Source organism: Acinetobacter sp. GW821-FHT01E09, from assembly GCF_059422385.1.
Genome location: NZ_JBWKWU010000001.1, coordinates 2,931,673 through 2,948,607 on the forward strand (window position 1 = coordinate 2,931,673; position 16,935 = coordinate 2,948,607).

Genomic DNA, 16,935 nt, shown 5'->3' on the forward strand with positions numbered 1-16,935 from the left:
GCTTATTCAATATGTTACTTAAAATCAACTTTATTAATCAATATTTAGGAATAATTAGCATCTATTTTTGGTCTACTCTAGGTTTACTTTTATGAGATCCTTAAATCGGCTTAATTGTTGATCTATATAGAAATCTTTAATGTAAAAAAGGGTCTGATGTTTGTGCAGACCCTTTTTGAAAAACCAACTACGAAAGTTTCATAATCGCTTTATAGCCGATGCTCAGATTGTGAGTATCAGCAATGTTCTCTTTTAAACTTGGCAATAAATTCAATTTGAGAATCACTAAAAACATGATTATCTTCACCCCATCGCGTATTTAGCCTAACACCAAAACTATCCATAAAAGCCTTGTTTTGATCAGTTGTTAGGAAGTGATAAATTGCAGCAGGCAAATAGAATTTAAAACCCACCGAGCTTAAAAAGCTACAGTCTTGCCCAAAATAATACAAATATTCATAGCTCACATCTTTCCAAGTTCTGATCCGTTCATTTGGTCTACTTCGTGAGCGAGCTGCTTCAAGTCCAATTTGAAAGTAAAATTCTGGCCAATCGAAGTTAATTTCAAGAAGCAAACCTTCAGGGGACATTTGTACTTGAGACAGGAAATCATCATCAATTTGGTCAAAATAACAATAATAAGTATCGAAAAAATCACATTCTAACAATGAGCGATTTTCACCCAATTCAAAAGGTGGAAAAGTTTTCTCAAGTTGATCTTTAATATCTGCATTCATAATTAATTTTCACATAGACTCAAGGCATTTTGCGCATCAGTCAAAGCAATAGCATGGTTTGATTCAGGAGGTGACCAACAAGCATTTTCTTGAACTCTTGCATTGATTAAATTTCTAAAAAGAGTCGCATTGGCTGCTTTCACAGTTGTATCTGTTACATTCTTACAGCTTTTCCCTCTTGTAGCATTTTTAGCATCTCTTGTGGCGCAAGTGTATGGCATAAATAGAGATTTATCACAAACCCAGCAACTACCATTTCTAACAATACCGCTTGGACATTTAGAATTGTTATCCAACTCATCTGCAATTGGTTTAGCTTTCGCATCTTCTTGTTCAGCTTCAGACAAAATATTTGTTGCTGCTGCTAAAACAGTAAACTGTGCATCAAGATTATCACTTTCTGCATTTTCAATGACTTGTTGGGCAGCGATTATAAGTGGAAGTTTACGTTTTACCTCTTGTGTAGAAACAACATAAAGAACTGCATAAAGACTAGAAGGCGTAATTTGATAATAACAACGATAAGAATTATATTTAGGTTCGAATTCTATTTTTTTAACTTTTGTAGTTGGTATGTATTCTTGAACAGCTATCAAACAAGCTTCATTTAATGAACCTTTGAAAGTTTTACCTTCCATATAGCCTATTTTAAAAACACCCGAAACATTTTCTTTGTCTTTATAAACAATCTCATTATTTGCTGGATCTAACACCCAATCTACAGCACCCAATAACTGCTTTACGGCATAACTAAGTGCTATGCCTGCAATACCTCCACGTAAAACTTTAGCAACTTGCGATGCGTTTGGAGTAATTAAAACTGACGACATAACTGGGCCTTTTGTCGCATCATATAAGATGGATCCTCCAACAGCAGTTGGATTTAATAGATTCCATCCATTAATTGTTACAGCATTAACCAATGCTGAATTCAATAAAAATAATAAGGAAGCTAGGAAAATTACTATTTTTCTAAACATGTATATTTTTCTCTTTGTGAAGTTATAAGAAATATTAATAATTGTTTTCAAAACATTAACATAATCATGCTCAAAAACAACATGAAAATGATGAAATGAACTTAGGTAAATTTACTCAAAATTATTTTAGTTGGGATGAGTTATTTACTGTTATTTGATTTTAAGCACGATTTTTTCCAGCCAGTGACAAACTCATCTATGACCTTCTGCTGTCCTAGCATTGTTACATACACGGGCTTAGATAGCGCATCAGCAATCATGTCCTCTAATAACTGAGCTTGATGTTCCATTAACCCATCCTTTGTATCATCAAATACTTTCTTTAAATCAATCCCTCCTTGGCGCATTTGAATAATCATGTCGGCTGTCTCTTCAACAATTTTGCATTCATCAGCTTCATTTGCGAAAACAGAAGAGCTTAACAATAAAAGTAATAGAATTTTAAATTTCATTTTTTCTCTTAGAATTTGTATGATATTGTTAATTTATATTAATAAATGATGGCTAAAATGACAAATTTAATAGATTTTTCAATATATGCAATTGCATTATTTTTAGCTATATATGCGATCTTAGTAAATGAGACACATCAAACAACTGGTGTTGAAGCAGTCGTTGTTGTTTTTGGAATGTTAGAAATAACAAAAATGTTTACATCACATAAAAACTGGGGCTTCTAAGTGACAGCCCTCACTCAGAGCCCCATGCTTCAATCAATCTTTTTGCAGCAGTTGCTTTTGCTACTGCTCGGTATTTAGTAATACCTCTTCATTTACCTAATCCCCCATCTAATCGCCGTTAGCCCTTCTCTCCTCATTCGGATTGTAATCTTGTGCCATTTGAGAAAGCATGCCTTGTGCTAAAATTCGCGCCAAAGTCAGGGTTAAACTCTTGTGCAAATTTATAAGTGGGGCAAATCAATTTACTTTTCTACAATATAGCCTCTAAAGCTTATATACACGTACTGTTCAAGCAACAGTCTGCTGTTCATGTAGATTTCCGTTTCTCTCAAAACATCTCATAGATGCTTTTGGCGTAGTTGATAGGTTTCCTTATAAATATTGTAAAATTCAATCAAGCAATCAGATCAGCAAGATAAAGCTCTTGTTTTTTCAACTGAATGATTTGAAATTGAATCAGCGCAAGTAAATACTGGTAAGCAATTGATAGATATGCAATAAACAACACAGGAATGCATAGCAACATGAGTAATAAATTCGAATTCCAAATCCGTGTATATATCGAAGATACAGATGCAGGCGGTATCGTATACCATGCCAATCATATCCGCTTTATGGAACGTGCACGGACAGAATGGCTACGTGCATCCGGTATTGACCACTATTGGCATCAAAAAGATTACAATTTTGTCGTGCATAAAATTGCATTGAAATATTCTCGCCCTATACTCATGGACGATCTTATTACTGTTACAGCAAGTGTAGTTTCATGTAAAGCTTCGTCATTTGTGTTGCAACAGAATATATATCGTGGTGAAATCATGCTTGCTTCTGGCGAGGTGGAATTGGCATGTTTAAGTACAGATATGAAACCTCGTAGAATTCCTGACGAAATCCGTGATTTAATTCTTCGAGAATTAGCTCACGAATAAAAAATACTTTTGGCACATGTAACTATGGCAACACAACTAGAATCTTCTTTACACATCTCTGATTTAATTTTACAAGCGAGCCCTGTGGTTCAATTGGTGATGCTAATCTTAGTACTCGCATCCGTTTTTAGTTGGTATTTGATTGCCAAGTTGCATATGGGCTATAAGAAAGCACATCAAGGCGATGAGCATTTCCAAAAAATCTTCTGGTCTGGTGCTGAACTCAATACCTTATATAACAATGCTCAGCTTAATTCTAAGCGAAGCGGTTTAGAAGATATTTTCTATCAAGGTTTAAGTGAGTTTTTAAAACTTAAAAAACGTCATGCTGAAACTGCATCGATGATTGAAGGTACTGAACGTATCTTGCGTGTAGGACTCAGTCGTGACCAAGGCCGTTTAGAGCAAGGCTTAAGCTCTCTCGCCAGTATCGGTTCTGTCGCACCTTATATTGGTTTATTTGGTACTGTTTGGGGCATTATGAGTGCATTCATTGGCTTAGCTCAGGTTGAACAAGTTACCTTAGCCACTGTTGCACCAGGTATTGCTGAAGCATTGATTGCAACTGCGATTGGTTTATTTGCTGCAATACCAGCGGTACTAGCATTTAACCATTACACTGCAAAAGGCGAAGAAATTTATTCAGATCGTGCATTATTTGCAGAAGAAATGGTGGCGCTATTACAACGTCAGTCTGTGGGAACTACACAGGAAGATGAATAATGACAATCCAACGTTCTGGACGTTTTGAACGCGTCAAAAAACCTTTAAAAAGTGATATGAATGTCGTTCCCTATATCGACGTCATGTTGGTTTTATTGGTTATTTTTATGGTGACAGCACCCATGATTACCACGGGTGTTAAAGTTGATTTACCTCAAGCAAACAATAATCCGATTCAATCTGAAGACCGACCAGCCATCGTGACTTTAGAAGCAGATGGTACGATTAAACTTGAAGACAAAAACCATAAAAATGAGGTTTTAACTTTAGATGAGTTAAAAACAGTACTTACAGAAAACCAGCAACAGGCACAAGCAAATAACAAGCAATTGAGTGTCTTGATCAATGGTAGTGAATCACGCCCTTATGGTGAAGTCATGAAACTCATGTCTACACTACAAGATGCTGGTTTAAGCCAAGTGGGTTTACTGACAGAGTCTGTAAAGTAAGTTATGAAAAATATTCAAAAGCCACAATCTAAAGAAAAAGCGATTGCACTTGGATTTACCCTAGGTATTCATGTGGTGGCGATTACTGGCTTACTTTTTCTCGGTTTAAGTCAACCACCTGAGCCACCCAAGCAAATTAAAACCGTTTTAATTAAGCCTGAAGATTTACCACCGCCTGAACCCAAGCCTTTAGTAGAAACTGATGCCACTGAAACGGCAGATAGCAAGGTTGCAGAAAATACTCAGCAAACAGCGGAACCCGATCAAACTGCACCAGAAATTCCAACTGAAGCAAATAACACACCAGATACCAAGGCGATAGATGCACAAAAAGCTGCCGAACAGGCCAAGGCAGCCGCATTAGAACAGCAATTGGCTATGGCAGCGGCTAAAGCAGCACACGAAAAAGCCTTAAAACTTTCTCAAGCTAAAGCAGATGCTGCGGAAAAAGCCAAACAAGAGGCAGCTGAAAAAGTAAAGCAGGCTAAAAATGCTGCTGAGAAAGCTAAGGCAGAAGCTGAAGCAAGATCTAAAGCAGATGCAGCAGCTAAGGCCAAGCAAGAGGCGCTTCAAAAAGCCAAAGCAGATGCTGCTGAAAAAGCTAGACTTGCAAGACTCAATGCCGAAGCAAAAAGCAAAGCAGAAGCTGCTGAAAAAGTCAGAAAAGAAGCCGCAGATAAGGCCCAACAAGCCAAAGCCGATGCTGCTGCAAAAGCCGATGCTGCTGCAAAAGCCAAGGCAGAAGCTGCTGCAAAAGCTAAGGCAGAAGCTGCTGAAAAAGCCAGAGCGGATGCTAATGCAAAAGCTAAAGCAGATGCTAATGCAAAAGCCAAGGCAGATGCTGCTGCAAAGGCTAAAGCAGATGCTAATGCAAAAGCTAAAGCTAAAGCAGATGCTGCTGAAAAAGCCAAGGCAGATGCTAATGCAAAAGCCAAAGCGGATGCCGCTGCAAAAGCTAAAGCAGATGCCGCTGCAAAAGCCAAAGCAGATGCTGCTGCAAAAGCCAAAGCAGATGCTGCTGCAAAAGCCAAAGCGGATGCGGACGCAAAACGTAAAGCTGATCTAGCACGCGAATTAGATGAAGAAAAAGCCTCTGCTGCTGAAAAAGCCAAAGAAGCTGCTGCAAATAAAAAGGCAGAAGCGAGAAAAGTTGCATCTTCTGCGAAAAAGGACTTCGAAAGTAAAGTTCGGAATGCTTGGCGTATGCCAGCTGGCTCAACAGGTCAAAAGGCAACAGCTCGTGTTACACTAACGGATAGCGGTTCTGTGGCCTCGATCATTGTCAATGCATCAGACCCAGATGTAAAAGCAAGTGTGGAACAAGCAGTTCGCAATGCTGCACCTTTCCCAATGCCGTCTGATCCAGATGCCAGACGCGAAGCACGAAGTTTTAGTGCAAATTTTACAGTGAAATAATTTTAAAATTACACCCTGTCTTGGCAGGGTGTAATTTAATGCAAGAACAATCACTCGGAAAAATCAAATGCGAGTTAAACCTATATTTGTAACAATTTCATTATTTTTTCCAACTGCATTATTATTTGCAAAAAATATCGAGCAAGAAAAAATACTTGAAGTAAATACGCAACAACACTCACCTTCTGCGTCATACGAAAAAAAACCGTCTGTACCAACAACGGAAGCATTACTTCAACAAAGTCATATGGCTCAGCGTATAAATACCGCTAGAGTCAATCGGATTGTTAAAAAGTTGAGAAATTTAACAATCATCCAAGAAAATGCTGATGTTATTATTTACTTAGATGACAGCGGGAATGTAAAAGATATTTTAATCACAGAACAGGACAGCGAAACGTTTTCAAACGCAATCAAAACGGCGATTCAGCAAACAGCACCTTTTGAAATGTCTAAACAGTCATCGCTCAATCAATTATTAAAAGTGATTCGCATCAAATTCCGTGCTGAATAAGTCTCTATTCAACACGAGATAATATATTTTAATGGCAGCAACAATGACATTGTTGTCAAATCTATAAAAAGTAATTTTTAAAGCTGCGCCATTTAAAATACCCAAAGATCAAGCCGAAATTCATTGGTGTAATAAATTTGAATTTAATTTTTTAGTAAATCTGTTCAATGATAATCTTTTGTTCACAATTACATGCTTTATATAGATTAAAATCATGTCTTTGTGCTACAAAGCTAAGCATAGTTAAAAATTGATATTTGAGTACATGAAGTCCAATGAAAATCATGCCTAAACATCTATTAGGATTCGCAATTATTGTTGCCTTTAGTCCAGCATTGATCACCACATCATATGCACAATTGCAATTAGAAATTGCCAAAGCACCTGAATCTGCACCTAAAATTGCCATCATTCCATTTAGTAATGATCAATCTATCTACCCTATTGTTGAACAAGATTTAAATCGCTCTGGGCGCTTTACCAGTTCATCAAAAAATCTTCCTGCCACTGCAAACATAAACAATATAAATGCAGAAGCATGGAAAGCGGCTGGGGTTCCTTATGTGGTTTTAGGTGACTCTAAAACCAATGCAGATGGTTCATTGGCAGTACATTACCAACTCTATGATGTTGAAAAGCAGAAATTCCTATTAAATGAATTGCTCTCGATTCCAGCATCACGTGTGCGTTCTGCGGCACATATGATCAGTGACGCAATTTATCAAGCGCTTACAGGGATTCAAGGTGACTTCACAGGACGTATTGCTTATGTGTTACGTAACCCTGCAACACCAGAGACTCGTTATACCTTACAAATTGCAGATACTGATGGTGAGCAACCTAAAACGGTATTAAGTTCAAGAGACCCTATTCTCTCGCCTGCTTGGACGCCAGATGCGAAAAAAATTGCTTATGTTTCATTTGAAACCAAGCGCCCTGCTATTTATATCCAAGACTTAGCCACAGGTGCACGAGAAAAACTCGCTGCATTTCGCGGTTTAAATGGTGCACCAAGTTTCTCTCCTGATGGTAAATCAATGCTGTTTACTGCATCGATGCATGGAAATCCTGAAGTTTATCAAATGGATTTAGATTCACGCCAAGTGAAGCGCATGACCAACGATAGCGCAATTGACACAGAAGCACGTTATGCTCCAGATGGAAAATCATTTATTTTCACATCTGACCGTGGTGGATCAGCACAAATTTACCGTTATAGTTTTGATGATGGCTCGACCAAGCGTTTAACTTTCCGTGGTGCATTTAATGCACGTGGTACATTAAGTGCCGATGGTAAATATGTGGCATTGGTACACCGCCCTTCTGGTAGTAACTACAAAGTTGCCATTCAGGAAATTTCTACGGGTATCACCAATATTTTGACACCAACAAGTTTGGATGAATCACCAAGCTTTTCTCCAAATGGGCAAATGGTGGTTTATGCAACACGTGAGGGTAATCGTGGCTTATTGGCAATCATGTCTACAGATGGTCGCTTCCGCATGAACTTACCAAGCGAACAAGGTGAAGTACGTGAACCTGCTTGGGCCCCTAAATAATTTAATCAAGATGTAAATCACTTATTTAAAATTGAAATACCGGAGATCAACATGAAGTCAATTCAATATCTAGCTTTACCCTTATTAGCAGCAAGCTTGGTGATGACAGGTTGTGCAAGCCGTAAACCTGCTGCCACTGTAGAATCAGGAACCAATCCAAATAGTGCGACGACAGTAAATACCAGTGGTTTAAGTGAAGATGCTGCTTTAAATGCACAAAATTTAAATGGTGCTTCATCTAAAGGCGTGACTGAAGCCAATAAAGCATTTTTAGCAAAACGTGTGGTACATTTTGATTATGACAGTAGTGATCTTTCCAATGATGACTACCAAACACTACAAGCACATGCACAGTTCTTGATTGCCAATGCCAACTCTAAAGTGGCATTAACAGGTCATACAGATGAACGTGGTACGCGTGAGTACAACATGGCTTTAGGTGAGCGTCGTGCTAAAGCTGTTGAAAGCTACCTGATCACCAATGGTGTTAAAGTAAACCAATTAGAAGCAGTAAGCTATGGTAAAGAAATGCCGATCAATGCTGGTCATGATGAAGCGGCTTGGAAAGAAAACCGCCGTGTTGAAATCAACTACGAAGCCGTTCCTCCTCTTTTAAAATAAGGCCAAAGTTGCATTATTAAAATAGACCATAAAAAATGCCCAATTCAATTGGGCATTTTTATTATAAGTTCTTCTTGTTCAGCGCCTTTATTTTAATATAAAACATTGATTTTATACATTAAAATATAAAACCACTTGCCATATTTAAGATAATTTATATTAATAACGCCATTTCTTGAGTATTTGCTCATTAAATAACGCAATAAACCTGTCCTCTACCCATTCATCCACTTCATCTGGATGCGCTTCAGCAAAAAACTCAGACTGTACTAAAATCAGACAACCTTTAATATAGTCATCCACACATTCCAATATTTTACTTAAATAAGGCGTGTCGTCATGATCAAAGTAATAGATTTCTTTGCTGATGTCATGAAAGCAAATATTGCCATTACCAAGATAATCACTAAATGTAATCAGATGAGGTAAAACTGCTAAATCGGCTTGACTAAATTCAGGTGCATATTGCGGTGCATTAGCCCAAATATCTTTTAAGTAGCCAATATCATCAAATTGCTGCAATTGTTCACCAATATCAGCAATCCCAAAATGTTGATAGAAGATCTTTAAAGATTCAGGTAAGCGACAATTTAAACGCTGTTCAAGTTTTAAAATTTGCTCATCATCAATTGCAGGTGCAATCTCATCATCATTTAAATCAGCTAGAGATTCTAAAATTAGGCGAGTTTTAACATCCCACTCCGGTTCACCAATTTTATTAAACGGAATGATAATGTCTGTTTTGTGATCAATTTCTATCATGAAGCGTTATTGTTCGGGGTTAATATAAAATATATGAATAGAAAAAAGCGCTCATATAGTAATGAACGCTTTTTATTGATTAAGCCTTTGACTCATCTGGCTTGGGGCTTTGCATAGATTCAATCATGTCATGCTTATTGAATTCCTTGAATTCAGGCTTAGCTTCGTAATTCTTCCATGCTTCTTTCACTTTTTCAGCACTAATATCTTTTAAATCAATGCTTTCATTTGGAGTCGGAGTCGCTTCAAACTTTGTCGTTGTCATGTCAGTGCTCCTATACGCTATTGTACGTATATTCAACATAACACTTTCTAAAATACTTTCAAGGGTAATTTCACGACAAATAACACAGGATAATTTCTATTTTGTGCTGAACTCATCTAAAATAGCCTCCATTATTTGGTTTGTAAAAATTTATCGCTTTTGGAGCACCTCTGATATGTCATATCGCACCCTATCCCAATATTTAGAACAACAACAAGGGAACTTAACACCTGAACTTGCCAATGTAATTGAAACAATTGCCAATACCTGTAAAATCATCGATCAGGCTTTACAGAAAGGTGCTTTAGCTGGTGTCTTGGGGAGTGCACAACATGAAAATGTACAAGGTGAAGAGCAAAAAAAACTTGATGTGATTTCAAATGACTATTTGATTGATGCTTTAAAAGCCAATCCAAATGTAGGTGGACTCGCATCTGAAGAATTAGATGAATTTACCCCAGCTCAAGACAATGGTAAATATTTGGTTTTATTTGATCCATTAGATGGTTCAAGCAATATTGACATTAACATGTGTGTAGGAACAATTTTCTCTATCCTTCCTGCGCAAAATGCTGTAACGCAAGCTGAAGACTTCATGCAAGCAGGGATTCAACAAGTTTCAGCAGGTTATGTACTTTATGGCCCATCGACAATGATGGCTTTGACCGTTGGTGCAGGTGTTGTATTCTTCACTTACGACCCTGAAGAAAAGCAATTCTTGCTCACTTCTGAAAATATTCAAGTTGCTGCGGATACCAAAGAGTTTGCGATTAACTCATCAAACCAACGTCATTGGGAAGCGCCTGTAAAACGTTATATCGAAGAACTACAAGCAGGTAAAACATCTATACGTGAAAAAGATTTTAATATGCGTTGGGTGGCGTGTATGGTAGGTGATATTCATCGTATTTTATGTCGTAGCGGTATTTTCTTATATCCATACGATACCAAAGATCCTAAAAAAGCAGGTCGTCTACGTTTAATGTATGAAGCCAACCCAATGAGTATGTTAATGGAACAAGCTGGCGGCGCATCGACTACAGGTCGTACACGTATTTTAGAGATTCAACCGACTGAGTTACATCAACGTGTTCCTGTTATCATTGGTTCTAAGAATGAAGTTGAGCTTGTGACCAGCTACCACAACTAATTCTTCTCTTTTTTTACTCTCTATTTAGGGAGTAACGCCAGCTAGGGTCTGTTGCAATTTCTTTATAGAATGATCACAGACCCTACTTAATTTTTTGGACGTACTCTCCCATGCCTACAATTTTCCTTGAATCAAAAGACAATCCCAAAATTAAACACCTCAGAGGTTTAATTGAACAAAACACTTATCGTAAAAAACAAGGACAAACTGTACTTGAGGGAACGCACCTTACGCTTGCATGGTTAGAAAAAGGTCGAAAAATCAATTCAATTTTCACCACTGAACATGCCTTAGATCATGAAGATTTAGGCAGTATCCTTGACCAATATCAAGGTATCGTGTTTGTGGTCGGTGAATCTTTATACAAAGATTTAAGTACCCTTGGAACCAGCCTTGCATGTCTAGCCATTGTAGATTTACCAAGTTCAACTCAGGCACTGAATTTTACTGAAGACACTTTAATTCTTGAAAATGTCCAAGATCCAGGCAATGTAGGTACATTACTCAGATCAGCGGCCGCTGCGGGTATTGAACAAATTGTCTGTACCAAAGGTTCTGCATCGTTATGGTCACCACGAGTATTACGTGCCGGTATGGGTGCGCATTTTTCATTACACACATATGAAAACGTGATCCTTGAAGACCTGCTCAAGCAATTTAAAATTCCTGTGTATGTGACCAGTTCGCATCAGGCAGAAAGCCTTTACACTAAAAACCTGCGCAAACAGTGTGTTTGGATTTTAGGTAACGAAGGTCAAGGTGTTTCAGATTTCGCCCTTAAACGCGCAGAAGCGGTATCTATCCCGCAACCTGGTGGTCAAGAATCCCTCAATGTTGCAGTCGCTGGCTCGATTTGTTTCTTTGAAATGGTTAGACAACGACTATAAGGTTAATTTATTTTAAATATTGCCCGTTATTGGAAAAAATCATTTAAACTGAAAAAAATAATTGATTTACATGTCAACCCAAACCATTTTTTTAACGTTATAGAGATATGAATTTAAAATAATGGTGGGTACCCATGACGGGATTTTCCATCTCTATGGACTTAGCACCAAAGAAGTCACAGTCTGAAACAGCAAGTGCTCAAACGAGTACGAGTGAGCAGCGCCTGCGTTTTTTCATGCAGGACGTGACGGGTCGTGCCCTAGTGATGATGGAAAATGCGACCCAAGGTCACAATGGGATTGCGATGGATTTGGTACAGGAAGCATTTATTTCCTTACATAAATCTTATGCTGATAAATCCACTGAAGAATGGTATCCACTGTTCTATACAATTTTAAATAACAAATTACAAGATTGGCGACGCAAAGAAGCACGACGCGCTTCTCCATTTTCGTTATTTCGAAAAATTGATTTAGATTCTGATGATGAAGAAGCTATGGAAATTGTGGATGAATCCACACCTAATCCACTTCAATTTCTAGATCAAGATGTCACCGTTGAGGAAATTCAAGAAGCCATTAGCCGCCTCCCTGTACGCCAGCAACAAGCATTTATGTTACGTGCTTGGGAAGGATTTGATACTCAAACCACTGCATCTATTATGAACTGTACAGAAGGTAGTGTAAAAACTCATTATCACAGAGCTATTCAAGGACTAAGAACTTCGCTCTCACATTTAAATCCGTATGGAGGTTCATCACATGAATAATGATGATTTCACCAAACAAGTGACGGCAAAACTGGATGAAGCTGCACGTCATCACCGCAATAAAGCAGTGGTGATGAACAATGTGCTTGATCATATCCAAGATAAACAAACCTCACGTTTTGGTCACTGGAAAATGACTGGTTTTGCACTTGCAGCGGCAATTACTGGTTTTGTTGTGATTCCCAATGCTTTTGATATATCACCAGAATCACAACCCCCGCAACAAGTGGTGATTAGCCCTAAACTTTCACCTCAAATGATGGAAGATTTAGACATGTTATCGGTATTTGGTGAGGATAAAAATTCTCATGGCAGCTAGAAAATTAGCTTTGGCATTTTGTGCTATTGGTTTTCTACAAACAAGTTTTGCTGGATTTGAACGTTTTTGGATTTTTTCTAAAGATGCGAACAGTCAAGTCAATGAAACATGGGATGCCCTTTCTGAGGATGAGCAAAAGGCACTGATTAAGCGCTATCAAAATTTAAAAGAAATTCCGACTGATCAAAGTGCAGCACTGCAACAACGCATGGATTGGTTTACTCAGCTTCCTGAACAAGAAAAGCAAAAAATGCGTGAAGTCTGGCAGCAAATGAGCACCGCTGAACGCAACGAAATGCGTAAAAAAATGCAAAAAGCGTCAACATCTGATGAGCGTAATGAAATTCGTGAACAATATATGGTGAAATATCAACAGAATATCACGGGTTCACACTAAGCATATTTTTAAATTTCATTCATTGCCAGTTATTTAACTGGCTTTTTATCATTAAACTCAGCATCTTCAAACTCAACATCGTCAAAATCCAAACACACCATTACTGACAATTCTCCCCCTCTCATAATTTTAAAATTTAAATATTGAATTTCTAATTTTCATGCATAAAAAAACCTGCACAAGGCAGGTTTTTCATCACTTAAATTCGAAAACGAATTACAAGCTATAGTACATATCAAATTCAACTGGGTGAGTCGTTGTATTTAAACGACGTACATCTTCAGTTTTAAGCTCGATGTATGCATCCAACATTTCTTTTGTGAATACACCGCCTTTAAGAAGGAATTCATGATCCGCTTCAAGTGCTTCAAGCGCCATATCTAGGCTATGCGCAACTGTTGGGATTTTAGCTTCTTCTTCAGGAGGAAGATCATATAAGTTTTTATCAGCTGCTTCACCTGGGTGGATCTTGTTTTGAATACCATCAAGACCAGCCATCAATAATGCAGCAAAACCTAAGTATGGGTTCATCATTGGATCTGGGAAACGCGCTTCAATACGTTTGCCTTTAGGGCTAGAAACGTATGGAATACGAATCGAAGCTGAACGGTTACGTGCAGAATAAGCAAGCATAATTGGCGCTTCGAAGTGAGGAACCAAACGCTTATACGAGTTAGTAGAAGGGTTTGTGATCGCATTCAATGCACGCGCATGCTTGATAATACCACCGATGAAATAAAGCGCCATTTCTGAAAGACCAGCGTATTCATCACCAGCAAACAAGTTCTTGCCATCTTTAGAGATAGACATATGAACGTGCATACCTGAACCGTTATCACCAACCATAGGCTTAGGCATAAACGTCGCTGTTTTCGCATACTGATGCGCAACGTTCCATACAGCATATTTGAACTGTTGAACTTCGTCAGCTTTACGAACCATCGTATTGAAGCTTACACCAATTTCTAATTGGCAAGATGCAACTTCGTGATGGTGCACTTCTACACGACCAGGGCCCATGATGTCTTCGATACGTGCACACATTTCAGCACGCATATCTTGTGAAGAATCTACTGGAGGAACTGGGAAATAACCACCTTTAACACGAGGACGGTGACCAGAGTTACCTGCTTCGTAGTCTTTACCTGTAGACCAAGCAGCTTCTTCAGCGATTAATGTATGGCGAGCGCCAGACATATCGATGTCCCATTTAACTTCGTCAAAAACGAAGAACTCTGGTTCTGGACCAAAGAATGCAGTATCACCAATACCTGTTGATTTTAGGTATTCTTCCGCACGACGAGCAATCGAACGTGGATCACGGTCATAACCTTGACCAGTAGATGGTTCAATAACATCACAAGTAACGACGATGGTTGCTTCAGCAAAGAACGGGTCAAGGAAAGCAGTTTCAGGATCTGGACGTAAAATCATGTCAGATGCTTCAATGCCTTTCCAACCAGCAATTGAAGAACCATCAAACATTTTACCATCTTCAAAAGTATCTTCATCGATAGTGTCTGATGGGTAGCTTACGTGCTGCTCTTTACCCTTAGTATCAGTAAAGCGAAAATCGACCCATTTTGCGCCACTTTCTTGTATGAGTTGAAGGACCTTGTTCGCCATGCTCATTTTGCTCCAATGAATTTTTGTTGCACTTGTGAAGTGCGTGTTAGTAGTTGGTATTTATATAGCAAGTAGCATACCAACTTTTAAAATAATTGCTAAAATATTGAATTTCTTATCAGAAAATAAGCTTAGCAACGATTAAATTCCATCTATTATACTGAGTGCAAATAGAATTGCACCATATTCAAACACACTTCTCATTTTAAAATTATTACGCACAATTTTAACGCACTATTTTTGTGCAAACTGAATAAAATGTTTTATCTTGGTGCTTATATTACGCGAACAACACTTTTTATCGACTATTTTTTAAGATGATGGCAATTTTTTATTTCAAAAGCATTAAAATAAGGCGTATTCAGTATGTATACGCCTTTAACATTGTTCTATACAGCCTTTAATAAAGTAATGTGATTTTATAATCTACGATCTACTATATCGACAATTAGCCAAATTCGACTTCAGCTCTTGCAATAAGCGCTTCAACCATGACCAATACATCATCTTTTTTTCTGGCGTCTACTGCAAAAATTGGCATGGTCAATTGATTTAATTGCATCCAATCTTTATAAGGTTTTAATAGATGCTGCGGATTTTCATCTATATGGGTCACACCAACCACAATATTATTGAGATGTTCTTTAAAACTTTGAAAGTAAAATTTTAAATCTTCAAGTGCATCTTTTTGCGTATGGTCAATCAATACGACCGCTCCGATTGCACCTTTACATATCACTGACCAAACAAAATCAAAGCGATCCTGCCCTGGTGTTCCATATAATCCAACAATAACGCCTTCATCTAATTTGATTTCACCATAGTCAATCCCGACAGTGGTCAATGCCTTACTGTGCGCTTGCTCATCTGTATTTTGTGCTTCTGTAGATAAGACTGAAATTTCAGATAATGATTTGATTGCTTCTGTTTTACCAGCACCCATTTTACCGCCAAAAACAATTTTATACTTTTGTAAGATCACATCATCACCTATTTTTTAAACTTATCACTGCATCATATAAACTGGATATAGATTTACTTATCGTGTCAGTTTAAACAAACTTGATTTAAGGGTTAATTTTTACAAGCCTTATTTGATTTGCATGTTTTTGCACACTTAAAGCCCTAATTTTTTCCTTAACTTGCCAAAAAACCCACGTAAAATGCCTGAAGATTGTTTTTCCTCAGTAAGTAGTTTTGCATCTTCAACCGCTATTTTTTTCAGCGCATTGGTCAACACGCCAATTGAAACAAATTTAGCGACTTGTTCTTTGCTATAGCCTGTTTTCTGAGCCACTTGGGAAACACTTGCTCCCAATTCAAAACACGCTGCAATTTTAAAAACCATTTGCCGTTCATTTTGATGATTCGGTTGTGGCCAATCTAGCAGTTTATAACAATCGTTAGAACTGATTGGAATATTGACATCATCTGAATACCACAATAAATTCCACACCCAAGATCTAAGTTCTATACCTTGAAAAGTGCTGACAGACTGTGCCATTTGCATAGTTGCATAAGTAAAATTTAAAGAAACATCCGTCCCTTGTACTTTTCGTAGCGGATCTATCCAAACTTGTTGTGTGCGAATATTAACTAATGCGATGTTGCCTTTTGAGTCGAATACTTGAACATTGCCATTTCGCTCATTAAAAAGCTCAGGAACCACCTTGGTTAAATCGGCTTTTTTAGAAATCTGATTGACAATATTGACGGTTTTATCACTGACAGGTACATGTAAATAGCGATCTTTAAACCATTTTCGAATTTCATCTGAGGGTGAAAAAGGTAAATATAATTTATCTCCTTCTATTTGCCCTGATTTTTCATTCTTATTGACCAGACGCAAATAAGGAACTTTTTTGACACCGACCAAATTTTGAATTGTAGGTGAACTAAAAAACATATCATTCACAAGAAGAATGTCTAAATGAGGGTCAGCAATATTCGCCCAACTTACTTGAAGTGAGTCATCATACATAGATCGTATTTTCTGCTTAATTGCATCGAGCACATTTAAACTCAAACCGAATATAGCGATTTTTATTTCTTCTTTCATTTAGCCCCCATGGCCCCATATAGAGTGTGAACAGTTTATCATTTTTATTTAAAAATAAAATACAAAACACTATATTTGCTGTAAAAATT

General features: G+C 37.7%; 21 protein-coding genes. 13 read left to right on the forward strand and 8 right to left on the reverse strand.

The window, feature by feature from the left end; translation table 11 throughout:
* Positions 1-236 precede the first annotated feature (236 nt).
* From AC07U8_RS13405 to AC07U8_RS13415, 3 genes are all read right to left on the reverse strand, one after another.
* Positions 237-737, reverse strand: coding sequence for a hypothetical protein (locus AC07U8_RS13405; RefSeq protein ID WP_494738039.1), 501 nt, complete (start codon positions 735-737; stop codon positions 237-239).
* 2 nt (positions 738-739) lie between these two features.
* Positions 740-1,768, reverse strand: coding sequence for a hypothetical protein (locus tag AC07U8_RS13410; RefSeq protein ID WP_494738040.1), 1,029 nt, complete (start codon positions 1,766-1,768; stop codon positions 740-742).
* A gap of 89 nt (positions 1,769-1,857) precedes the next feature.
* On the reverse strand, positions 1,858-2,169 hold the full coding sequence (locus tag AC07U8_RS13415) for a hypothetical protein (RefSeq protein ID WP_494738041.1): 312 nt from the start codon (positions 2,167-2,169) through the stop codon (positions 1,858-1,860).
* A 57-nt stretch (positions 2,170-2,226) separates the two neighbouring features.
* Here AC07U8_RS13415 and AC07U8_RS13420 point away from each other — a divergent pair, with 57 nt between their 5' ends.
* The 8 genes from AC07U8_RS13420 to pal all read left to right on the forward strand — a co-directional run bounded on the left by AC07U8_RS13420 (position 2,227) and on the right by pal (position 8,611).
* On the forward strand, positions 2,227-2,397 hold the full coding sequence (locus AC07U8_RS13420) for a hypothetical protein (RefSeq protein WP_494738042.1): 171 nt from the start codon (positions 2,227-2,229) through the stop codon (positions 2,395-2,397).
* A 524-nt stretch (positions 2,398-2,921) separates the two neighbouring features.
* Positions 2,922-3,329: a tol-pal system-associated acyl-CoA thioesterase gene (gene ybgC, locus AC07U8_RS13425; protein ID WP_004724526.1), complete on the forward strand. Its 408-nt coding sequence runs from the start codon at positions 2,922-2,924 to the stop codon at positions 3,327-3,329.
* Between the two features lie 24 nt (positions 3,330-3,353).
* Positions 3,354-4,052: a protein TolQ gene (gene tolQ / locus AC07U8_RS13430; protein WP_004724528.1), complete on the forward strand. Its 699-nt coding sequence runs from the start codon at positions 3,354-3,356 to the stop codon at positions 4,050-4,052.
* Entirely contained in the window at positions 4,052-4,501 is a 450-nt protein-coding gene (gene tolR / locus AC07U8_RS13435; protein ID WP_004724530.1) for a protein TolR, read from the forward strand. The genes tolQ and tolR overlap by 1 nt, the downstream gene beginning before the upstream one ends.
* A gap of 3 nt (positions 4,502-4,504) precedes the next feature.
* Complete coding sequence (gene tolA, locus AC07U8_RS13440) at positions 4,505-5,917, forward strand: cell envelope integrity protein TolA (protein ID WP_494738043.1); 1,413 nt, start codon at positions 4,505-4,507, stop codon at positions 5,915-5,917.
* A 67-nt stretch (positions 5,918-5,984) separates the two neighbouring features.
* A complete protein-coding gene (locus AC07U8_RS13445; RefSeq protein WP_494738044.1) occupies positions 5,985-6,431 on the forward strand; it encodes a hypothetical protein in 447 nt (148 codons plus the stop codon).
* A gap of 275 nt (positions 6,432-6,706) precedes the next feature.
* Positions 6,707-7,990 (forward strand): Tol-Pal system beta propeller repeat protein TolB, encoded by a 1,284-nt coding sequence (gene tolB, locus AC07U8_RS13450; RefSeq protein ID WP_004724537.1) that lies wholly within the window; start codon positions 6,707-6,709, stop codon positions 7,988-7,990.
* A gap of 51 nt (positions 7,991-8,041) precedes the next feature.
* Positions 8,042-8,611, forward strand: a complete 570-nt coding sequence (pal, locus tag AC07U8_RS13455; RefSeq protein WP_494738045.1) for a peptidoglycan-associated lipoprotein Pal — start codon at positions 8,042-8,044, stop codon at positions 8,609-8,611.
* Positions 8,612-8,770: 159 nt separating this feature from the next.
* Here the strand turns inward: pal and AC07U8_RS13460 are convergent, their stop codons facing one another.
* Complete coding sequence (locus AC07U8_RS13460) at positions 8,771-9,373, reverse strand: SMI1/KNR4 family protein (RefSeq protein WP_494738046.1); 603 nt, start codon at positions 9,371-9,373, stop codon at positions 8,771-8,773.
* A gap of 79 nt (positions 9,374-9,452) precedes the next feature.
* Positions 9,453-9,638: an NF038105 family protein gene (locus AC07U8_RS13465; protein ID WP_004724542.1), complete on the reverse strand. Its 186-nt coding sequence runs from the start codon at positions 9,636-9,638 to the stop codon at positions 9,453-9,455.
* 175 nt (positions 9,639-9,813) lie between these two features.
* On the opposite strand from AC07U8_RS13465, the gene AC07U8_RS13470 reads away from it, so the two are divergent.
* From AC07U8_RS13470 to AC07U8_RS13490, 5 genes are all read left to right on the forward strand, one after another.
* Complete coding sequence (locus AC07U8_RS13470) at positions 9,814-10,788, forward strand: class 1 fructose-bisphosphatase (RefSeq protein ID WP_494738047.1); 975 nt, start codon at positions 9,814-9,816, stop codon at positions 10,786-10,788.
* Positions 10,789-10,898: 110 nt separating this feature from the next.
* The gene (locus AC07U8_RS13475) at positions 10,899-11,675 is read left to right on the forward strand and encodes a TrmH family RNA methyltransferase (RefSeq protein ID WP_004724547.1); all 777 of its coding nucleotides are present in this window, start codon (positions 10,899-10,901) and stop codon (positions 11,673-11,675) included.
* A gap of 155 nt (positions 11,676-11,830) precedes the next feature.
* Positions 11,831-12,445, forward strand: coding sequence for an RNA polymerase sigma factor (locus tag AC07U8_RS13480; protein ID WP_035371023.1), 615 nt, complete (start codon positions 11,831-11,833; stop codon positions 12,443-12,445).
* Positions 12,438-12,764: a hypothetical protein gene (locus AC07U8_RS13485; RefSeq protein WP_494738048.1), complete on the forward strand. Its 327-nt coding sequence runs from the start codon at positions 12,438-12,440 to the stop codon at positions 12,762-12,764. The genes AC07U8_RS13480 and AC07U8_RS13485 overlap by 8 nt, the downstream gene beginning before the upstream one ends.
* A complete protein-coding gene (locus tag AC07U8_RS13490) occupies positions 12,754-13,161 on the forward strand; it encodes a DUF3106 domain-containing protein (protein WP_004724554.1) in 408 nt (135 codons plus the stop codon). The genes AC07U8_RS13485 and AC07U8_RS13490 overlap by 11 nt, the downstream gene beginning before the upstream one ends.
* 216 nt (positions 13,162-13,377) lie before the next feature.
* Here the strand turns inward: AC07U8_RS13490 and glnA are convergent, their stop codons facing one another.
* The 3 genes from glnA to AC07U8_RS13505 all read right to left on the reverse strand — a co-directional run bounded on the left by glnA (position 13,378) and on the right by AC07U8_RS13505 (position 16,846).
* A complete protein-coding gene (gene glnA, locus AC07U8_RS13495; protein ID WP_016539490.1) occupies positions 13,378-14,793 on the reverse strand; it encodes a type I glutamate--ammonia ligase in 1,416 nt (471 codons plus the stop codon).
* 442 nt (positions 14,794-15,235) lie between these two features.
* The gene (locus tag AC07U8_RS13500; protein WP_096735536.1) at positions 15,236-15,769 is read right to left on the reverse strand and encodes a GTP-binding protein; all 534 of its coding nucleotides are present in this window, start codon (positions 15,767-15,769) and stop codon (positions 15,236-15,238) included.
* 135 nt (positions 15,770-15,904) lie between these two features.
* Positions 15,905-16,846, reverse strand: a complete 942-nt coding sequence (locus AC07U8_RS13505) for a hypothetical protein (protein ID WP_209826978.1) — start codon at positions 16,844-16,846, stop codon at positions 15,905-15,907.
* Positions 16,847-16,935: the final 89 nt, after the last annotated feature.